Source organism: Catellatospora paridis, assembly GCF_009720365.1.
Lineage (GTDB): Bacteria > Actinomycetota > Actinomycetes > Mycobacteriales > Micromonosporaceae > Catellatospora > Catellatospora paridis.
Map to the genome: position 1 here is coordinate 256,757 of NZ_ML769312.1, position 20,369 is coordinate 277,125.

14 protein-coding genes and 1 pseudogene are annotated in these 20,369 nt (G+C 70.8%); 8 read left to right on the top strand and 7 right to left on the bottom strand.

Annotated elements, in window-relative coordinates:
- Positions 1-43: 43 nt before the first annotated feature.
- Positions 44-3,475, bottom strand: coding sequence for a ThuA domain-containing protein (locus tag F9C41_RS01060; RefSeq protein WP_155384679.1), 3,432 nt, complete (start codon positions 3,473-3,475; stop codon positions 44-46).
- Positions 3,476-3,755: 280 nt separating this feature from the next.
- On the opposite strand from F9C41_RS01060, the gene F9C41_RS01065 reads away from it, so the two are divergent.
- The 3 genes and pseudogenes from F9C41_RS01065 to F9C41_RS01070 all read left to right on the top strand — a co-directional run bounded on the left by F9C41_RS01065 (position 3,756) and on the right by F9C41_RS01070 (position 8,135).
- On the top strand, positions 3,756-6,197 hold the full coding sequence (locus F9C41_RS01065; RefSeq protein WP_155384680.1) for a PQQ-dependent sugar dehydrogenase: 2,442 nt from the start codon (positions 3,756-3,758) through the stop codon (positions 6,195-6,197).
- A 63-nt stretch (positions 6,198-6,260) separates the two neighbouring features.
- Positions 6,261-6,725 (top strand): annotated as a pseudogene (locus tag F9C41_RS41025) (CBM35 domain-containing protein); the annotation flags it as partial.
- A 12-nt stretch (positions 6,726-6,737) separates the two neighbouring features.
- On the top strand, positions 6,738-8,135 hold the full coding sequence (locus F9C41_RS01070) for a cellulase family glycosylhydrolase (RefSeq protein WP_230689305.1): 1,398 nt from the start codon (positions 6,738-6,740) through the stop codon (positions 8,133-8,135).
- A gap of 72 nt (positions 8,136-8,207) precedes the next feature.
- On the opposite strand, the gene F9C41_RS01075 is transcribed toward F9C41_RS01070, so the two are convergent.
- Complete coding sequence (locus F9C41_RS01075; protein ID WP_155384682.1) at positions 8,208-8,849, bottom strand: TetR/AcrR family transcriptional regulator; 642 nt, start codon at positions 8,847-8,849, stop codon at positions 8,208-8,210.
- Positions 8,850-8,913: 64 nt separating this feature from the next.
- Here F9C41_RS01075 and F9C41_RS01080 point away from each other — a divergent pair, with 64 nt between their 5' ends.
- The 4 genes from F9C41_RS01080 to F9C41_RS01095 all read left to right on the top strand — a co-directional run bounded on the left by F9C41_RS01080 (position 8,914) and on the right by F9C41_RS01095 (position 13,759).
- The gene (locus tag F9C41_RS01080; protein ID WP_196279571.1) at positions 8,914-10,035 is read left to right on the top strand and encodes an FAD-dependent oxidoreductase; all 1,122 of its coding nucleotides are present in this window, start codon (positions 8,914-8,916) and stop codon (positions 10,033-10,035) included.
- Positions 10,036-10,197: 162 nt separating this feature from the next.
- Positions 10,198-11,337: a glycosyltransferase family 4 protein gene (locus tag F9C41_RS01085; protein WP_155384684.1), complete on the top strand. Its 1,140-nt coding sequence runs from the start codon at positions 10,198-10,200 to the stop codon at positions 11,335-11,337.
- Positions 11,338-11,510: 173 nt separating this feature from the next.
- A complete protein-coding gene (locus F9C41_RS01090; RefSeq protein WP_196279572.1) occupies positions 11,511-12,818 on the top strand; it encodes an outer membrane protein assembly factor BamB family protein in 1,308 nt (435 codons plus the stop codon).
- A gap of 245 nt (positions 12,819-13,063) precedes the next feature.
- The gene (locus tag F9C41_RS01095) at positions 13,064-13,759 is read left to right on the top strand and encodes a M23 family metallopeptidase (RefSeq protein ID WP_230689186.1); all 696 of its coding nucleotides are present in this window, start codon (positions 13,064-13,066) and stop codon (positions 13,757-13,759) included.
- Between the two features lie 74 nt (positions 13,760-13,833).
- Here F9C41_RS01095 and F9C41_RS01100 read toward each other — a convergent pair whose 3' ends face one another.
- The 5 genes from F9C41_RS01100 to F9C41_RS01120 all read right to left on the bottom strand — a co-directional run bounded on the left by F9C41_RS01100 (position 13,834) and on the right by F9C41_RS01120 (position 19,531).
- Positions 13,834-15,033: an alginate lyase family protein gene (locus F9C41_RS01100; protein WP_155384687.1), complete on the bottom strand. Its 1,200-nt coding sequence runs from the start codon at positions 15,031-15,033 to the stop codon at positions 13,834-13,836.
- Between the two features lie 163 nt (positions 15,034-15,196).
- Positions 15,197-15,880, bottom strand: a complete 684-nt coding sequence (locus F9C41_RS01105) for a DUF305 domain-containing protein (RefSeq protein ID WP_155384688.1) — start codon at positions 15,878-15,880, stop codon at positions 15,197-15,199.
- 99 nt (positions 15,881-15,979) lie between these two features.
- A complete protein-coding gene (locus F9C41_RS01110; RefSeq protein ID WP_155384689.1) occupies positions 15,980-16,357 on the bottom strand; it encodes a VOC family protein in 378 nt (125 codons plus the stop codon).
- 79 nt (positions 16,358-16,436) lie between these two features.
- Positions 16,437-18,440 (bottom strand): LVIVD repeat-containing protein, encoded by a 2,004-nt coding sequence (locus tag F9C41_RS01115; protein ID WP_155384690.1) that lies wholly within the window; start codon positions 18,438-18,440, stop codon positions 16,437-16,439.
- A gap of 134 nt (positions 18,441-18,574) precedes the next feature.
- Positions 18,575-19,531, bottom strand: coding sequence for a hypothetical protein (locus tag F9C41_RS01120; protein WP_155384691.1), 957 nt, complete (start codon positions 19,529-19,531; stop codon positions 18,575-18,577).
- A gap of 287 nt (positions 19,532-19,818) precedes the next feature.
- On the opposite strand from F9C41_RS01120, the gene F9C41_RS01125 reads away from it, so the two are divergent.
- The gene (locus tag F9C41_RS01125) at positions 19,819-20,352 is read left to right on the top strand and encodes a GAF domain-containing protein (protein WP_155384692.1); all 534 of its coding nucleotides are present in this window, start codon (positions 19,819-19,821) and stop codon (positions 20,350-20,352) included.
- Positions 20,353-20,369: the final 17 nt, after the last annotated feature.

Below are 20,369 nucleotides of genomic sequence, written 5' to 3' on the forward strand. Positions count from 1 at the left end.
GCCGGCGGCCGTCACCTACGGCGGCCGCCGGCAGGCGAACCCGTCAGTTCACGGTGATCACCGCGCTGCTGGAGTGGGTGGCGCCGACGCTGTCGGTCAGCGTCAGCCAGGCGGTGTAGGTGCCCTTGCGGGTGTAGACGTGACTGGCCGACGCGGCGTGCACGGTGGCGGTGTTGTCGCCGAACCGCCACTCGCGGTCCACGATGGTGCGTCCCGGCGGGGCCGTGGACGTGCTGTTGAAGGCGACGGTCAGCGGGCCGGTGCCGGTGGTCGGCGTCGCCGTGACCGACAGCGTCGCACCCGTCTCGGCCTTCACGCCCCGGCCGTTGAAGCGCAGCCAGTCCAGGGCCATGATGTCGGGGTCACCGGTCTGCCCGGACTTGACGAACCTGAGGTAGAGCGTGAAGGTGCCGCCCGGGTTGGTCAGCGCGACCGTCGGCGACACCACCGAGTCGTAGCTGCCGGTGACCGGGATGGTCGCCGTGCCCAGCAGCGCGCCGGTGGGGGAGCCGTTGCGGAACTCGATGGTGCCGCCGGTGCCCGCGGAGCTGGCACCGACCACGACGCCGCTGATGTTCTGCAGGTTGACCGGCCCGATGTTGATCCAGTCTCCGTTGTCGACGTCGCCGAGCCGCCGTCCTGCCTGCGCGGTCGCCCGGTCCAGCACGCTCACGCCGGAGGCGGCGTCGAAGTGCTCGGCTTCCATGCTGCGGGTCTGCAGCTCCACCTGCAGCGAGCCGACCAGCGCCGGCGCGCCGGTCGCGCCCGCGTCGGTGTACTGCGCGCTGATCAGGGTGAACAGGTTGGTGCCCGGGCCGTGCCCGTCGCCGCCGCCGGACTCGGTGACCAGCGTGCCGGAGCAGCCGACGTAGTTGTCCAGCGGGTGGGCGTGCGAGTCGTGGCCGAGCAGCGTCTGCACCACGACGCGGTTGCAGTCGATGGTGGTGTCCTCCGGGTCGGTGACCGTGACGGTGTACGGGATGCGGTCGCCGAACTCGAAGAAGCCGCCCTGCGGCACGTTGATGGTGACCGTCGGCCGGGTGTTGCCGACGGTGATCTCGGTGCTGGCCACCGCGGTCAGCCCGCCCGCGCCGGTGACGGTGAGCCGGGCGCTGAACCGGCCCTTGGCGGTGTACGTGTAGGACGGGTTGGCGGCGGTGGAGTCGGTGGTGCCGTTGCCGTCGAAGTCCCACGCGTAGCCGGTCGCCCCGGCCGATCCGGCGCTGGAGAAGGTCACTGCCAGCGGCGCGGGGCCGTTGTCCCGGCTCGCCGTGATCTTCGCGGTGGGCGGCAGACCGTTGGCCACGTAGTCGATCCGGTAGATGCCCGCGCCCTCGTTGGAGCCGCCGCGCCCGCTGCCGGACCCGGCCCCGAAGTCGATCACGTACAGCGAGCCGTCGGGCCCGAACTCGGCCTCGAACGGCTGGATCCAGCTCATGCCCGCGAAGACGCCGTTGATGGACTGCAGCCCGCCGACCGTGGTGGGTCCGAAGCGTGGGTCGGTGAACGTCTGCGCCGTCTTGTGCAGCGAGAGGGTCTTCCACCACTGCCGGGTCAGCTCGTACACGATCCACTTGCCCTCGAAGTACTCGGGGAACTTCGAGATGCGCGGGTTGGCCGGGTCGTAGTCGTAGACGGGACCGCTCATCGGGCCGCCGCCGCCCGTGCCGACCTCCGGGAACTGGGCGGAGGCGGAGTAGGCGTACCAGACCAGGGCGCTGCGGGCGGCGGGCAGGGTGGTCAGGCCGGTGTTGTTCGGGGAGTTGTTGACCGGGGCGGCGCAGTTGAACTTCGCCCCCGAGGTGCTGGTCGCGAAGTTGTAGTCGTTGAAGGCGATGTTGTTGCCGATGCAGTACGGCCAGCCGTAGTTGCCGGCGCTGGTGACCCGGTTGAACTCGACGGTGCCCTCCGGCCCGCGGTTGGCGTTGGCCGCCGTCGCGTCAGGTCCGTAGTCGGCGACCATGACCGCGTTGGAGAGCGGGTCGATGGTGATCCGGAACGGGTTGCGGAAACCCATCGCGTACACCTCGGCCCTGGTCTTGGCGGTGCCCGGCGCGAAGAGGTTGCCCGCCGGAACGGTGTAGGTGCCGTCGGCCTGCGGGCGGATCCGCAGGATCTTGCCGCGCAGGTCGTTGGTGTTGCCCGAGGTGCCCTGGGCGTCGAACGCCCGCCGCCCGGCCCGCTCGTCGATCGGGGTGTAGCCGCTGGACTCGAACGGGTCGGTGTTGTCGCCGATCGCGGCGTAGAGGTTGCCGTCGCGGCCCATGGCGATGGAGCCGCCCATGTGGGAGTTGGCACGGGCCTCGCCGCGCAGCGTCGGGATGGTCAGCAGCCGCTTCTCCGAGCTGAGCGCGATCGTCGCGCCGGTGACGGTGAACCGCGACAGGTTGAGCTGGTTGAGGGTCTTGTCCGACCACAGCAGATAGAGCCAGTTGTTGGTGGCGAAGCCGTTGTCCAGGGTCAGGCCGAGCAGCCCGTCGGACTGGCTGGTCTGGGCGGGGGTGTAGGCGAAGTCGACCAGGGTGGTGACGGCGAGGGTGGTCTGGTCGACGACCTTCACCGCGCCGGTGCGCTGGATGTAGAAGACGCGCCGGTCGGGTGCGACGGCCAGCTCGAACGGGTCGGCCAGGTCCTCGTTCACCAGGGGCACGCGCTGGAACTGCCCGTTCTGGGTGGCGCTGCAGTCGCCGGCGACCGCGCCGGCGGCCCACTCGATGCCCCAGCGCAGGTGGTCCAGGAACAGCGCGTTGCTGAACGACGAGATGCTGTGCCCGCCGGCGGTGAACCAGGAGCGGCCGCCGTCGTAGTTCTGGCACCACGAGTACGCGTGGTCGACGCCCTCGTCCAGGCCGGAGATGCCGTCACGGACCTTGATCTGCGCGAGGGTGTGCACCCGGCCGGTCGGGTTGGTCTTCCAGTTGTACCACTCCTCGCTGTGTTCCCACAGCTCGGGAAGGTTGCGTGTGGACGGATGCGCGCGGTCCAGCACCTTGATCCGGCCCGGGAACACGCCGCCGGTCGCGGTGAAGTCCGGGTGGTAGTCGAAGATCGTGCCGACCAGGCCGTCGTACCAGGCCCAGTCGCGTTCGCTGGCCGACGCGGCGTGCAGGCCGGCCCAGCCTCCGCCGCCGCGGACGAAGTTCTGCAGGGCGAGCCGCTGTGACGCGTCGAGCAGCGCCCCGGAGGCGGGCGTGGAGTTGGTGTTGTTGAAGACGAGCGCGTCGAACCGGGCCAGGTTGGCGTCGGTGAACGCGGCGGCGTCGGTGGTGGCCTCGACCTCGAAGTTGTGCGCGGCGCCGAGCTGCTGCACGGCGGCGACACCGGCGGGGATCGAGTCGTGGTAGAAGTTTGTGATCTTGGAGAAGACCAGCACCCGGAACCGGGGTGCGGCGGACGCGGGCCCGGCCACCGAGGTCGACAGCACCAGGGCGGCGAGGGTGACGATGACGGGCAGGATACTTCGGCGGCGGCTCATGCGGGCGCTCCCGGATGGGGGACGGACGGGCAGGTGAAACACATGCGGTTCGCCGAAGAGCCACATCGTAGATCGGTGTTTGCGAATGCGTCAAACGGGCTGGGGGATGGGTGTCGGGCATGCCAATTCGGACTGTTCGGCTTGACCGCACTCATGAGAGCCAATATGGTCCACGGTCTATAAGTTAACTTAACTAACACTGGCTGGCAACGCCGCGTGGTCCACCCGTCCGAGCGCCCGCGATCTCGTCGCGCGCAGCCACCAGGAACGGAGCCCCCCGATGAACTCCCCGCCGATCAGGCGCATCGCCGCCTTCGCCGCCGCGCTCTGCGTCGCCGCGACCATCGAGGTCGCCGCCGCGGCCCCGGCCGTGGCCGACACCGTCGGCCCGATCACCGGCGTCGCGTCCGGCAAATGCGTCGACATCCCGTCCGCCAGCACCGTCAACGGCACCCAGGTGCAGATCTACACCTGCAACGCGTCCGCGGCCCAGACCTGGACCGTCGGCACCGACGGCACCGTCCGCGCGCTGGGCGGCAAGTGCCTCGACGTCGCCGGCGGCGTCAACGCCAACGGCACCAAGGTGCAGATCTGGGACTGCTCGGCGACCAACCCCAACCAGCAGTGGACCTACAGCAGCGCGGCCCGCACGCTGGTCAACCCGGTCACCGGCAAGTGCCTCGACGTCGTCAACGGCAGCACCGCCGACGCCGCCAAGCTGCACCTCTGGACCTGCATCGCCGGCCTGACCAGCCAGCAGTGGAACCTGGCCGCCGGACCGCCGCCCGCGTTCACCGACTACCAGGCCGAGAGCGCCACGATCTCGCAGGGCCTGGTCGAGTCCAACCACGCCGGCTACACCGGCACCGGATTCGTCAACTACGACAACGTGACCGGGTCGTACGTGCAGTTCACCGTGTCGGTGACCGCCGCCGGCAACTACCCGCTCACGCTGCGGTACGCCAACGGCACCACCATCGACCGGCCCATGGACATCACCGTCAACGGCAGCCCCGCCGCGCCCGGACTGTCCTTCCCCGGCACCGGCGCCTGGCCCACCTGGGTCGACAAGACGATCACCGCGAGCCTGGCCGCCGGAACCAACACGATCCGGGCCGCGGCCACCACCGTCAACGGCGGGCCCAACCTGGACCGGCTGCGGGTCACGGCCCCGTCGGACAGCCAGCCGCCGACCGCCCCCAGCAGCCTGCGGGTCGTCGGCGCGGTCCGGCCCACCGGCGTCGACCTGGCCTGGAACGCGGCCACCGACAACGTCGGCGTCGCCCGGTACGTCGTCTACAACGGCGGCAACGTGGTCGCCGAGGTCGGCGGCAACATTCTCACCGCCACGCTGACCCTGCAGCCGAACACGTCGTACGTGTTCAGCGTGCTGGCCTACGACGCGGCCGGCAATCCGTCGCAGGGCAGCAACAACCTCGCGGTCACCACCCCGCCCAGCACCGACACCCAGCCGCCGACCACCCCGGCGAACCTGCGCACCACCGGCGTCACCGCGAGCACGGTGACGCTGGCCTGGAACGCCGCCACCGACAACGTCGGCGTGCGGGGTTACCGGGTGTCGCGCAACGGCGCCCAGATCGCCGACGTGCCCGACCTGACCGCGTCGGACACCGGGCTCACCCCCGCGACGACGTACCAGTACACGGTGCTGGCCTACGACGCCAACGGCAACACGTCGCCGGTCAGCCCGGTGCTGGCGGTGACCACCTCGACGCAGGCCGGCGGCGGCGATCCGGTCTTCGACCGCAACGTCAACACGCAGCTCGACCTGCCGTGGGGGATCGCCTTCCTGCCCGACGGCAGCGCGCTGGTCGCCGAGCGGGACCGGTTCGAGATCGTCCGGGTGACCCTGGCCGGGCAGAAGACCGTGGTCGGCACCATCACCGAGGCGGTCACCACCACCGGCGAGGGCGGCCTGCTCGGCCTGGCCGTCGGCCCGAACTTCGCCACCGATCACTGGGTGTACGCGTTCCACACCGCGGCGTCGGACAACCGCCTGGTCCGGTTCAAGTTCGAGAACGGGACCATCGGCCCACGCGAGGCGCTGGTCACCGGGATCGCCAAGAACCGGTTCCACAACGGCGGCCGGGTCAAGTTCGGCCCGGACGGATACATCTACGTCACCACCGGCGACGGTCAGGACAGCAGCCGGGCGCAGAACCTCAACTCGCTCAACGGCAAGATCCTGCGGGTCACCACCACCGGGGCGGCCGCGCCGGGCAACCCGTTCGGCACCCGGGTCTACAGCTGGGGCCACCGCAACCCACAGGGCCTGGCCTGGGACTCCCAGGGCCGGCTGTGGTCGTCGGAGTTCGGCGACAACACCTGGGACGAGCTCAACATCATCACCGCCGGGTCCAACTACGGCTGGCCGACCTGCGAAGGCACCTGCAGCAATCCCAGCTTCGTCAACCCGGTGCGGACGTGGAGCACCGCGTCCGCCTCGCCGAGCGGCCTGGAGATCGTCAACGACTGGATCTACATGGCCGCCGTGCGCGGCACCCGGCTGTGGGTCATGCGGATCACCGGGAACACCACCGACACGCCACGGGCCTTCTTCAACGGCTCCTGGGGCCGGCTGCGCACCGTGGTCAAGACGCCTGACGGCGGGCTCTGGCTCACCTCGACCAACAACGACATGAACGGCGGCACGCCGACGGTGCTCAACAACGTCATCGTGCGCCTGCGCTTCGCGTCCTGACCGGTGCGGGCCCGTGGCGACCTGCCACGGGCCCGCACCCCGACGACAGCAAGGAGTTCGTGCATGAAGATCATCAGCAGGCCCTGGTGCGCGGCCACCGTCGCGTCACTCGTGACACTGACCGCCCTCGCCGTCGGCGCGACCCTGCCGGCGTGGGCCGCGCCGACCCGCTACGAGGCGGAGTCGGCGACCATCGCGCAGGGCGTGGTGGAGTCCAACCACGCCGGATACTCCGGCTCGGGGTTCGTCAACACCGACAACGCGACCGGCTCGGCGGTGCAGTGGACGGTCACCCTGCCCAGCGCCGGAAACGCGACCCTGACCATCCGGTACGCCAACGGCGGCGGCGCCAACCGGCCCGCCGACATCATCGTCAACGGCGCCGTCGTGTCCGCCGCCAGCGCCTTCAACGCCACGAGCGCGTGGACCACCTGGACCGACAAGACCGTCACCGCGCTCCTCGCGGCCGGGACCAACACCGTCCGCGTGGCGGCCACCACCGCCCAGGGCACCGCGAACCTCGACTACCTCGACGTCGAGGTGAGCACCGCTCCGACGCAGACGCTGCTGTCGCGCGGCAGGCCCGCGACCGCGTCGTCGGTCGAGGATGCCACCCTGCCGGCCGGGAACGCCGTCGACGGCAGCACCACGACCCGGTGGGCCAGTGCGGCGGGCGTCGACCCGCAGTGGCTGCGCGTCGACCTGGGCGCGTCATCGGCGATCAGCCGGGTCGAGCTGAACTGGGAGGCGGCCTACGCGACCGCGTACCGGATCGAGGTCTCGCCCGACGGCAATGCCTGGACCAGCGTCTACAGCACGACCAGCGGTAACGGCGGCACGGACGCGATCACCGGACTGACCGCCAACGGCCGTTACGTGCGGGTGTACGGCACCGCGCGGGCGACCCAGTGGGGGTACTCGCTGTGGGAGTTCGACGTCTATGGCACCGGCCCGTCCGTGCCGCCCAGCCCGTCGGCCTCGCCGAGCCCGCCCACCGGCACGACGCCGGTCGCGATCAACGGGCAGCTGCGGGTCTGCGGGGTGAAGCTGTGCAACCGGTACAACCAGCCGATCCAGCTGCGCGGCATGTCGACGCACGGCATCCAGTGGTATCCGCAGTGCGTCAACGACGCCTCGCTCAACGCGCTGGCCACCGACTGGAACGCCGACGTGCTGCGGGTGTCGATGTACATCCAGGAGGACGGCTACGAGACGAACCCGCAGCTGTTTACCGACCGGGTGCACGGCTACATCGAGCAGGCCACCGCACGCGGCATGTACGTCATCGTGGACTGGCACATGCTCACCCCGGGTGACCCGAACTACAACCTGGCCCGCGCTCGCACCTTCTTCACCGCGATCGCCCAGCGGCACGCCGCCAAGACCAACATCCTGTACGAGGTGGCCAACGAGCCCAACGGCGTCGGCTGGGCCGCGATCAAGAGCTACGCCGAGCAGATCATCCCGACCATCCGCGCCATCGACTCCGACGCGGTGGTGCTGGTCGGCACCCGGGCCTGGTCGTCACTGGGCCTGTCCGACGGCGCCGGCGAGACCGAAGTGATCAACAACAAGGTGAACGCGACCAACATCATGTACACCTTCCACTTCTATGCCGCCTCCCACGGCAGCAGCTACCTCAACGCGCTGTCGCGGGCGGCTGACCAGATCCCGATGTTCGTCACCGAGTTCGGCACCCAGGAGGCGTCCGGCGACGGCCCGAACAACTTCACCCAGGCGCAGGCGTATCTCGACCTGATGGCCGCCAAGAAGATCAGCTGGACGAACTGGAACTACAGCGACGACTTCCGCACCGGGGCCGTCTTCACGACGGGGACCTGCGGCACCGGCCCGTACGCCGGAACCAGCCGGCTCAAGCCCGCCGGGGTCTGGGTACGCGACCGGATCCGTACCGCGGACAGCTTCCCCACCGGCTGACGGCGCGAGTCCACGAAGTCGACGGGCGGTCCCCGGTGATCCGGGGACCGCCGTCGACGGGGGGATACGGCCTCACTGCGCGGAAACGTCGATGCCGGCGTCACGGGCGGCGGCCAGACCCCCTTCGACGATGGCGACGGCGAGCGGCCGGACCGCCTCCGGCGTCACCAGCTCGACCGGCCCGGTCACCAGTGCGAACAGCGCACCGCCGTACATCACCAGCATCGCCGGGACCGCGGCCGGCGGGATCGACAACCCGACCTCGGCGTGGTGGTCGCCGGTGAAGGCGGCCATCGCGGCCATGAGTTCGTCGATCGCCGCCGCCAGTGCGGGTCGGCGCAGGCTCTCCAGCCGCAGCTCGAAGATCGCGAGATACCGGTTGCGGTGCGGACCCGCCGCGAGCAGCAGAGAACCCGCGATGAGCTCGCTCGCGAGCGTCCGTCCGCCGAGGTCACCGGCTCGGGCCGCGGGGTCCGGTGGGGCCGCGCTCTGCGCCGCCTGTGCCATGTCGGCCTGGTGCTGCTCGATCACCCGCCGGGCCGTCGCGACGAGCAGGGCCTCGCGGGAGCGGAAGTAGTTCGACGCGGTGCCGGCCGGCAACCCGGCTCTGCGGTCGACGGCCCGGTGGGTGACCCCGTGGACCCCGGACTCGACGAGCAGCTCGATGGCGGCGTCCGCGAGTTGCGCCCGCCGCTGTTCGTTGGGTGGTGGCACCCGGTCATCATATGGCACCATGCGTTGTACAACGAACGTAGTGAACGGTGTCGGAGGGACTTTCGTGGAGATCTTGATCGCCGGCGGCGGCATCGGCGGCCTGGCCCTGGCCCGCGGCCTGATCGACACCGGCCACCGGGTACGCGTGCTGGAGGCCGCCCCCGCCCTGCGGACCGGCGGCGCAGCCGTAACGATCTTCAGCAACGGCGCCGCCGCGCTCGCCGGGCTTGGCGCACCGCTCGACGGCTTCGGCGGACGGCTCGACGTCCTGCGGTTCGACACCGCCGACGGGGCGACCATGGTCACCGCCGACCTCGCGGCCGTCGCCCGCCGCACGGGCTTCCCGGTCGTGAGCACGCCCCGTGCCCGGCTCGTCGAGCACCTCGCGCGGGGCGTGGAGGTCGAGTTCTCCCGCGAGATCGTCGACGTCGAGGTGCGCCGCGACGGGGTGACCGTCACCGACGCCACCGGCGACCGCCACGAGGCCGACGTGGTGGTGGGCGCGGACGGCCACCGCTCCGCCGTGCGCCGCGCGGTCCTCGACCCCGCACCCGCCGTCGAGAACGAGTGGACCACCTGGCAGGGCCTGACCCAGGTGCTTGCGGAACTGGCCGCAAGCACGACCGGAGTCTGCGTCGTCGGGCCCGCCGGACTGGTCGGCATGCTGCCCTCCGGCGACGGGCTCCTGCAGTGGTGGTTCGACGTGCCGAGCCCGCTCACGGGCTCACCCGCCGCCGCGCTCGCCGAGCGGTTCACCGGATACGGCCCGCTCGTCTCCGCGCTGCTGGAGCAGGTCCGCGACGCGGACCTGGAGGCGTTCCGGCACGTGACGCACCGCGTTCCTGACCAGTGGGGACACGGCGGCGTGACATTGCTCGGCGACGCCGCGCACGCCTTCCCGCCCACCCAGGCGCAGGGCGCCAACCAGGCCCTCGAGGACGCGTGGGTGCTCAGCCGGGTGCTGCGGGCGACTCCGGCGTCGCTTCCGGACGCGCTGCGCCGCTACGAGCGGCTGCGGGCGCCGCGGGTGCGCAAGGTCTCCCGCCGGGCGGTGAGCGAGCGGACCAACAAGCCCGTCCCCGCGCCGGTGCGCGTGCTCACGAGGCTCATCCCGTCCGGCGTCATCGCCTCGGCGTACGCGGCGCAGCTCCGCGGAGTCAGCAGCGTGCTCAACGACGAGGCCTGACGGCTCGTCTCCGGTGGCGAGGTCGAAGCGCAGGCGCATCGCGGAACTGACACCACCGGGTGATCCTTCGGCACATCGGCATGATCTGCTCGGGTCGGGGATACTCCCTCAGCCGTGACGAACATGCTGGTGAAGGGCGGAGACGATGCGCCCGGATCACTTATGAGGGTGCGGTGCGATCCACCCGCCGACAACACGGTCCGACTCAAGATCGCGATGATCGCCCCGCCGTACTTCGACGTGCCGCCGGCGGCGTACGGCGGCATCGAGGCGGTCCTCGCCGACCTGTCCAACGCCCTGGTCGAACTCGGCCACCAGGTGACCGTGATCGGTGCCGGTCGGGACGGCACCCAGGCGCGGTTCTGGCAGGTGTGGGAGCGGGCCGTGCCGGAACGGCTGGGCGAACCGGGACCGGAGATCATCTACGCGACCTTGACCCGGCGGGTGGTGCAGAAGCTGGCCGAGGCGGGCGAGGTCGACATCGTGCACGACCACACGTTCGCGGGGCCGCTCAACGCCCCGGCGTACGACGCGATGGGGTTGCCCACGATCGCCACCGTGCACGGTCCGGTCGACTCGGAGCTGCGCGGTTACTACCAGACGCTGGGCCGTGACCTTTCCCTGGTGGCGATCAGCGCCCGGCAGCGCTCACTGGCTCCGGAACTGAGGTGGGTCGGCACCGTCCACAACGGGCTGCGTCCAGCCGACTGGCCGTTCGAGCGGGAGAAGAAGGACTACGCGCTGTTCCTGGGGCGTTTCAACGCCGACAAGGGCGCGCACACCGCGGTGCTCGCCGCGCAGGCGGCCGGGCTGCCGCTGATCCTGGCCGGCAAGTGCGCCGAGCCCGCGGAGAAGAAGTACTACGCCGAGCAGGTCGAGCCGCTGCTCGGGCCGAACGACCAGATGATCGGCATCGCCGACGCGACACTCAAGCGTGAGTTGCTGGCGAATGCCCGCTGTCTGCTGTTCCCTGTGCAGTGGGAGGAACCTTTCGGCATGGTGATGATCGAGGCGATGGTCTGCGGCACGCCCGTGGTGGCGCTGCGTGCCGGAGCGGTGCCCGAAGTCGTGCGGCACGGCGTCACAGGACTGGTCTGCAGTCAGCAGAGCGATCTGCCCGCCGCGCTGCACGCTGCCGCAATGCTCGATCCGGTGCAGTGCCGTGAGCACGTTGCGCGCAGCTTCAGCGCCCAGCGGATGGCGGCCGGGTACGTGCAGGCATACCGGGCCGCGCTGGCTCGGCGGCGGCGGGACTCCCGTGTCGACACACAGCTCCGCCTGACGCCTGAATCGGCAGGCTGAGCGGCCCTGCATCGCCACCGGGCGGCACCCGGCCGGGCGTCGGTGCGTCCCGCCCAGCTCGTCGGGCTGGGCGGGACCCGTCTCGAACGGTCGCCACGCAGCGTCGGCCAGTGGATTAGTCTGCGCTCACTCATGCGGTGGTGACTGTCCACATGTCGGCGGGGAGGCTGCGGGTGAAGCCGGAGATCATCGAGTTGGGCGAGGACTGGACCGACCCGGATCCCGACACCGGCCCGCGCCGACCGGCCCGCTACCTCAGACCGGTGGCGCTGGCCGTCGCGCTGCTGTTCACCGGCGCGCTCGGCGCCGCAACTCCCGTGACGCCGATGCTCACGCAGCTTGCGGTGCCGGCCCTGGGCGATGCCGGCGACATGCGCATCGACAACGTCGAACTGGTGAATGACCTGCTGCTGGTGCGTGGTGACGGGGCGCTGTCCGCGTACGACCTGGACGACGGCTCGCTTCGCTGGCGGCTGCCGCACGCCGCGGGCCGCCAGCGCAACCTGGTGGCCGTCCCGCAGGTGCCGGACGTCGTGGTCGTCGCCGACGACCTCGAGGACGGCGGCGTGTATGTGGCGGCCGTCGACCCGCACACCGGGGCCGTGCGCTGGAGCACGCGGAACGACGTCTGGGTCGTCGGGGCGTACGCGCTGGAAAGCCCTGTCTCCACGGTGTCGCGCGACGAGGCGTCGCCGACCCCGCCCGATCCGATGCAGCTGACGGTGCGCGACCTGAGGACCGGCCGGGAGCGCTGGGTCCTGCGGGGGACGCCTTTCGCTGCCGCCGACGAGTCGAGGCTGGAGGCCTGGACGGTCTCCCCACAGGGCGAGTTCACGGTGTCCGACCTGAGCGACGGCCGCGTGCTGCGCACCGGCGCGGTCGCGTTCCCGCCCGGCGTCCCGCAGTTCGCGACGGTCTACGGCGGGATGCTGGTGCTGTCCGCCCGCCTGCCCGGCGGTGAGTTCTTGGAGACCAGGTACGACACGCGGACCATGCGCGTGGTCGCCGCGACCTCCTCGCCGTTGCGGTTCGGGTGCGGCGACTACCTGTGCGAGGTGGGTGACGACGGCGGCGTGCGCACGCCGCTGGCGGTGCTGGACCGCGACACCCTGCAGGTGCGTTACCGGTTCGAACCGGGCGTGCACCTGATACCGAGCGCGCAGGGCGCGATCACGGTCCGGGCGGACGGGTCGGCGCAGCTCGGCGTGCCCGCCGACCGGCTGATCGACCTGGCTGACGGCCGTACGCTGCTCGATCTGACCGGATGGGCCGTCCAGCTCGCGTTCGACGAGAGCAGGCAGGCGCTGCTCACCCGGTCGACGCCCGAGGGAGTCCAGCTCGCCCGGATCGAGGACGGGCAGGTCCGGCTGCTGGGCACACTGCCCCCGGTGCAGCGGTGCTTCCACACGCGGCAGCGGATCGCCTGTGTCTACGACGGCAACCGGCTGGGGGTATGGAGTATCGCCGCGACGGCTTCCTGAGCAAGGCGACCCGCCGCAAGGTTGGACGTCGGCGAAGGAGACGTTCGTCACTCCCAGCGTCCGAGAGCCGTGGTCGCCGACGGCGGCTCCGGCCTGCGCCATCGACCACGACCGCTACGGGAAGTGATCACGCGGTGACGCCGTCGTGTTTGGCGGTGCCGTCGAGTCTCGTTACGTTGGTGGCCGCATCACGGTTGAACCGACTCCGGCTGGTCCGGAGACCACCCGAGAGCTATGGAGCGTTCGTGACCTACCGGCCAGAGCTGCTGAAGGAAAGCGAGCGCTACCGAGGTCGCCGTCGTGCTCCGGTGCCCTCACGTCGCAGGTACGCCGCCGTGCTCGCGACCGCCGCGGTCGGCGCGGGGGCCGTGGCGCTCAGCACCGGTGCGGCCGTCGACGACGCGAAGACCGACGCCGCCGCGGGCGAGGTCGCCGCCTACGCCCAGTCCCCGGACCTGAGCGCCCGTGCCGATGCGGCCGAGCGCGCCAACCGTGCCGACGAGCGCGCCCCGACCCTGGCGGCAAGCACCGCCGACGGCTGGGTGCTGCCGCTGCACGGGTACGAACTGCGCACCAGCCACGGCGACTCGCGCCCGGGGATCGACCTGACCGGCCTGCCCGAGGGCACGCCGTTCGCGGCGGTGCACGCGGGCACGGTGGCGCAGGCGGGCTGGAACGGCGCGTTCGGCTACTCCGTGATCGTCGACCACGGCGACGGCGTGCAGACCGTGTACGCCCACGCCAGCAAGGTCCTGGTCAAGGTCGGCCAGCAGGTGGCCGCCGGCACCGAGCTCGCGCTACTGGGCAACACCGGCCTGTCCCGCAGCCCGCACCTGCACCTGGAGGTGCACGTCGACGGCGCGGCGCAGAACCCGCTGGCCTGGTTCCAGAAACACGGCCTCGACTTCGACCTGGAGATCGAGTCGCCCTACGGGGCGTGACGTCGGGCCGGTGACGGGGCAGCGCCCAGGAGAGCCGGCAAGCCGGGGTCTCCAGGGCGCTGCGGCCGGGCGGGTCAGTTCGGGTTGGCGGCGTGGGTGAGTGTCTCCCAGGCCACGAACAGGTTGTTGGTGCCGGCGGGGCGCTGGTTGAGGGTGAGCGTCTGGGTGTTGGTCATGCCGATGCCCAGCCGGAAGTTCAGCGCGTTGAAACCGACCTCGGTGATCGGCCCCAGGCCCAGGTGCAGGCTGCCGCCGCACAGCCACGACGGCGCGGCGGTGCCGAGCTGGTACTTGGCGTGCAGGCCCAGCGCGTGGCGCAGCCGGTCGGTGAACTCCGGGTAGAGGTCCTGGCCCTGGATGCGGCCGGTCTCGGCGATGTGGGTGGCCGAGGAGATGCCGTATCCGGTGTGGGTGAAGTCGCGGCAGGTCTCCTGCGACAGCCCGTCGACGAAGGTGCTCTGGCCCTGCCAGTAGTTGATGATCTCGCTGGGGGTGTCGATGCCGCCTCCGGGTCCGTACGGCACGGTGCCGTCGGTGGCCAGGTAGAAGTAGGCGCGCATGCGGTTGCGGAACCTGGTGACGGCCCGGTCGTAGGCGATGCGGTCCTCCAGGAAGACCGCGATGCCGATGACGGCCTCCATCATGGACATGTCCCAGTTGCCGTTGCTGGTGGTGTTGCCGTTGATGACCTCGGGCAGGTACACGTTGCGCAGCATGGTGGCGAACCGGGTCGCGTTGGGCCAGCCGGTGTACGTGTAGCGGATGATCTCGGCGGCGCGCGGCCAGGTGGACCCTGCCCACGCGGTCTGCAGCGGGGCGTTGCTGTTGGTGTGGTCGACGATCACGGCCGACCAGGCGTCCATGAGCTGGATGGCCTTGTCCGCGTACCGGCTGTCGCGGGTGATGTACCAGGCGAGCGCCATGGTGTACGCCGCGATCGCGTCCTCGCGTTCGTCGGTGCAGCCGAGGTTCGGATTGGAGTAGGAGCCGCACTCGACCACGGCGCGCGGTTTCGGGGCGCGGCTCAGCGAGGCGTAACGGCTGCCCATCATCTGGTCGTAGGCCTGCCGCCAGGGCTGGGCGTTGCTGTTGACCTTGCCGCGGACGAAGTCGAGCTGGGCGCGGCTGACGAGCACGCCGGGGTGGGCGAAGATGGCGGGTGCGGCCTCGGCGCGCCGGGCCGACCCGCCGGGTATCACGGCGAGCGTGGTGCCCAGCAGCGCGATCAGGGCCGTGGCGAGGGCGAGCGGCATCCGCCGTCGGGTGTGGAGCATCGGCGTCCTCCCTGAAGACTCCAGGGCTCGGGAGCGGCCAAGCCATGAACTGTAAGGTAACTTTCCTTACTAAACAGGGTCGATCTCCAGAATGTCAACACCTTCGATATGCCGCCCTTCGTGACGAGTCCGGCCGGTATCGCGCCGGCCCGCTCATAGGGCCTCACGCCGCGAGCTTGGCGAGAGTCTCCTTCATGCGCCGGATCTCGATCTGCTGGTCGGCGTTGACGTCGCGGGCCAGCCGGTCGCTGGACGGTTCGATGCCCCCACCGGCCTGGTAGAGCTGTTCGACCATCGTGACCGCGCCCTGGTGGTGCCGGATCATGTAATCGAGGAACAGCCTGTCGAACGCCGATCCCTTCGCCTGCGCGAGACGCGTCAGGTCGGTCTGGTCGAGCATGCCGGGCATCAGCTCACCGTGGCCGACGTGGTTCGCGTGCGGCGACGGCAGCGCCTCCCGCCGGCTCGCCAGCCACTGCTCCATCAGCGTGATCTCATCCTGCTGTGAGATCTTGATCCGTGCTGCCAACTGGGCGATCTCGGGGCTCTGGCTGCGCCCGGCGACCAGCGCGGTCATCTCCAGCGCCTGCCCGTGGTGCGGGATCATCCTGCGCATGAACTCGGTGTCGGCCGCGTTGTGCGGCGGCGCGGACAGCCGGGCGACATCCTCGGGCGAGAGTGTGCGCGCGGACTGGCCGGGTGCGCCCGGCTGCACGACCCGCAGCGTCGGTGCGGCCGCGACCGGGCCGGCGTCGTCGCCCGACAGTGCGACGACCGCGAACACCGCGAGACCGGCCGTCACGACGGCGGCCACGGCGGCGATGACGAGGCGGCGGGATCCGAGCATGAGTCAAGACGTTAACCGATGTACGGCCCGCACGGCGAGCGTTGCGACCGGCGTCCTGATGGGACGCCAGCACCTAGCGTGACGGCCCGCCCCTGCCGGTCAGCCGCCGTAGGGCCGCGTGATGATCTCGAGGTTGTGCCCGTCGAGGTCTTCCCAGTAGAGACCGCGGCCGCCGTCGTTGTGGTTGATCTCGCCCGGCCGGCTGTGGAACGGGTCGGCCCAGAACGGCAGCCGATGGGCGCGGATGCGCGCCCAGATCTGGTCGAACTCGTCTTCGGTCACCAGGAACGCGTAGTGCTGGGTGCGGATCGGGCCGTCGGCCTTGACGACGTCGAGCGAGACGCCGTTGGCCAGCTCGACCACCCGGAACGGGCCGTAGGTCGCGGCCGGTGCGAGGCCGAGCAGATCGACCAGGAAGTCCGCGGTCCGGTCGCGGTCGGTGGCCATGACGATCGTGTGATTGAGCTGTACGGGCATGCTGTCTATATTGCCCGATACGTGGAGGGGGCGCCCCACCGTCGCCGGTGAGCCGCCCCCTGACGGTTTCGCGTCGCGCTCAGTCGAGCGTGGCGCACTGGCCGCCGGCAGGGCCGCGGACCGTGTCGGCCGCACCGAGGTTGATCGGCGCGGGGGAGTTGCCCGAGCATGCGAGCGGACCGTTGATTGTGCTGCCCGCGACGATCGGCTCCACGCCGGGCGTCGTGTTGCCCGACAGCGAGACCGGGCCGTGCACCGTGGAGTCGACCACCGCCACGCTGCCCGTGGCACCCGAGACGGACAGTGGACCGCGGACCGTGCTGTGGTAGACGTGCACCGCGGCCGCCGACGACGCCGATACGGGGCCGGAGATCGTCGAGTCGATCGCGAGCAGCGTCGCACCCCTGCGGACGGAGACCGGGCCGCTGACGGTCGCGCCGTCGAGGCAGGTCACGCCCGAGACCGTCAGCGGGCCGTTATGGCGGCCGTCGATGGTCGTGGTGCAGGTACGTGCCAGCTGGTCGAAGCGCGCCCGCGCGACCGCGAAGCTCGGCGCCCACGTGATCCTCTGCTGGCTCTGGGCGTTGAACTCGGTCAGCCGGACCTGCCGGGCCGCGGCGATCTCCGCCGCGGTCAGGTGCGTGCTCGGCTTGAGGCCGAAGACGTCGAACCCGCGCGCGATCTCGCTGCCGTAGACCTCGCCGTTGTACCAGTACGCGGACCACATGCCGCCCAGGACGAGCCCGGTGGCGGAGATCGGGCCGCGGTCGAAGTACGCGATCTCCTTCGGGTGCGCCGAGTCGGTGTAGTCCACCAGCGAGATGCCGCCCTGATACCAGGCCTGAGCCATGATGTCGCGGCCGGGCACCGGGATCAGCGAACCGTTGTGCGCGACGCAGTTCTCGGTCAGCGTCTGGGGCACCGGCAGCTTGTAGTAGCTGCGGAACTCCATCTTGCCGGCGACGATGTCGAAGACCGCGTTCGCGCCCCAGCTGGCCTGGTCGGTCGGACGGCACCGGGCCGCCGTGCCACCGCCCCACTCGTCGGTGAAGATGACCTTCTTGCCGTCATTGGTCAGCGTCGCCGAGTGCCAGTACGCGAAGTTGGGGTCCGCGACCTCGTCCAGGCGCACGGGGTTGGCCGGGTCGGAGATGTCGATCAGGATGCCGTTGCCCTCGCAGGCGCCCGCCGCCAGACCGAGCTCCGGATAGGCGGTGATGTCGTGGCAGGCGTCGGTGATCGGCGTGGGACCCCAGTTCATGCCGGACGGGTGGGTCGGGGCCGGTGGCGTGTTCTGCAGCCCGTCGACCGCGCCGGTCGCGGGATCGGCGAACAGCCGCGGACCGTTGACGACGGCCGCCGATGCGGGACTGGCGACCGGCACCTTGATGACGTCGATGCGCCACCGCGACGGGTTCTCGCCGTTCGCCGGGTTGTTGTTGCAGCCCGCCATCGTGGCCACCGGCCGGACGCCGGCGGTGCCCGACACGTACACGTACACGTTGGCCGGGTCGTCCGGATCGGTCACCACGGAATGCGTGTGCGAGCCGCGGCACAGCTGGACGGCCGCGACCTGCGTCGGCGTGGTGATGTCGCTGATGTCGAACACGCGCACGCCCTGGAAGCGCTCGCCGACGGTGGGGTTCGTGCCGCAGTCGACGCGCGCGCGGCTCTCCTCGACCGACATGAACAGCAGGTCGCCGTGGACGGACACGTCGCCCTGCCCGCCGGGGCAGACCACGCTCGTCACGACCGACGGTGCGGACGGGTCGGAGACGTCGAAGACGTTGAACCCGTTGAAGTTGCCCATGATCGCGTAGTCGCCGGTGAACGCGAGGTCCGACGCGACGAACCCGAAGTCGCCGGGGTTCGCGGGGTTGACGAAGCCCGGCGGTTTGTCGACGTGGGCGAGGTGTTCGAGGTTGCTGATCGCCGACGGCGCGTCGAGCCAACCAGGGCCGAGGCCGATGCGGGGGTCCGGATCATCGGCTGATGCCACACCCGGCGTCAGCGCGGCGAGGAGCAGGGCGGCCGCGGTGGCGGCCAGTGCACTGCGGACAGTGCGTCTCGAGGTGGATGTCATGTGTCGCGCCTCTCGTGTCGAGGGGGCCCAACCGGCGCGGCATGTAATGAGCGGGACGGTCGCCGCACCTCACCGGACGGTATCGAAGGAGGACGATCGGGGCAAGAGGAACCGCCCGCCGGACGCCGGGCCCGTCACAGGCGTGAGATGACCAGATGCCCGGTGAGGTCGAAATAGGTGTAGTAGTGGTAGTCGCCGTCGGCGGGCTGCCCGACGCCTGCGCCGGCCTGCTCGCCCAGGTCGCTGGCGTTGAAGCAGGTCGGGATGCAGCCCTCGGAGTATCCGTAGAAGACGGAGCCGTTGTCGCCGCGGAACGTGACGTACAGGTCGGCGATCGCCGACGACAGGCCGGGCGCGGCGGTGCTGCCGACCGCGGCGTTGACCCGCGAACGGTGGCTCAGCACCGCTGACCCGGTGAACGAACCGACCTGGATGCTGTGCGCGCCGTCGCCGGCCGCCCAGGCCAGCACCAGCCCCAGGTTGCTGCTGCCGCTGTCGTCGTAGACGAGGGCCGGCCCGGCGACGCTGGTGTCGGGCAGCACCACGCGGTTGGTCAGGGTCATCGTTCCGCCGCCCGCGCATGCCGACGTGTTGAGGCGGCCGACGTTGAGGTGGCCGGCCGGGTCGGTCCAGGCCAGGTGGCGTACGCCGGCGGGATCGGAGGCCAGGGCGGGCGCGTGCGCGGAGACGACCCCGGTGAAGGCGGTCCGGCAGGTCAGCGCCGGCCCGGTGGTGTACGCGGCGGTCAGCGTGTTGCCGTTGTCGCCCGCGGGCCAGGCCACGTAGACGCCGGCGCCGTCGGTGTCGAGCGCGGCGCCCTCGCCCTGGGGCACCCGCTCGGTGCCGGCCACCTTGGTGATGCGCAGGCCGGCGCTGGTGGAGTAACCGACTACCAGTTGCTTCGCGGCAGCGGTGCCGGAGGAACCCGCCCAGGCGATGTACATCCTGGAGCCGGCCAGCGCCAGCGCCGGGCGGCCACTGCCGGTGTTGCCCAGGGTGAGCGCCGACGCGGGCGTGCCGGCGGAGGCGGCGAGCAGGATGGCAGCGATCGTCGCGGCGCAGAGGCGCAGCGCGGGCCGTCGACGGTTCATGGATTCACTCCAGGGGAGTAGGTGGACGTGCCCAGGCGTGCGACGAGATCGGGAGAGCGCTCTCCGGATGCGGCTCAAGTCTCCGGTGCCTGGCACGTCCCGTCAAGACGGGCATCTATGCGGGGGCCGGGCGGCCGGGATGACCTGGTCGCCGCACTCCTAGATCATCGACTGGTCCGGCGGTCGGCATCCTGCCGCGGGCAGGCGCTCGCCCAGCAAGATGGCGTGGTCGCCGTTTTCGCCCGGTATATTTATATTTGCCAAGCCAAGAGTGGGAGGGACGGATAATGCAGATTAATTCGGTCAGTCCCATCGATTGGGCGATCGACATGCTGGATGAGGCGAAAACCGCCGAGGACGTCCAGACCGTTCTGCGCTGCAGCGCTCGTGCCGCGGTCCAGGCCCAGGGGGTGACTGTGGTTCAGCTTGAGGACGGCCAGTGCCACTATCTGGACGAGGATGCGATGAGCCCGCTGTGGAAGGGCCAGCGGTTCCCGGCCGAGTCGTGCATCAGCGGGTGGGCGATGCTCAACGACCAGACCGTAACGATCCGGGACATCCGCACCGACAGCCGGATCCCGCAGGCCGCCTATCGTCCGACGTTCGTCCGGAGCCTGCTCATGGTGCCGATCCGGGTCGCCGGGTCGCCGGTCGGCGCGATCGGCGCCTACTGGGCAGACCTGCACCAGGCCAGCCATGAGGAGGTGGCCGTCCTCGAAAGGCTTGCCGCAGCGGCGGGCCGTGCGCTGACAAAGGTCTCGGCCCTCGCCGGTCGATCAGGGGCAGACCGCAGCCCGGCCGACGGCGCCCTGGCCGTCTGAGACGCGACCGGACAGCC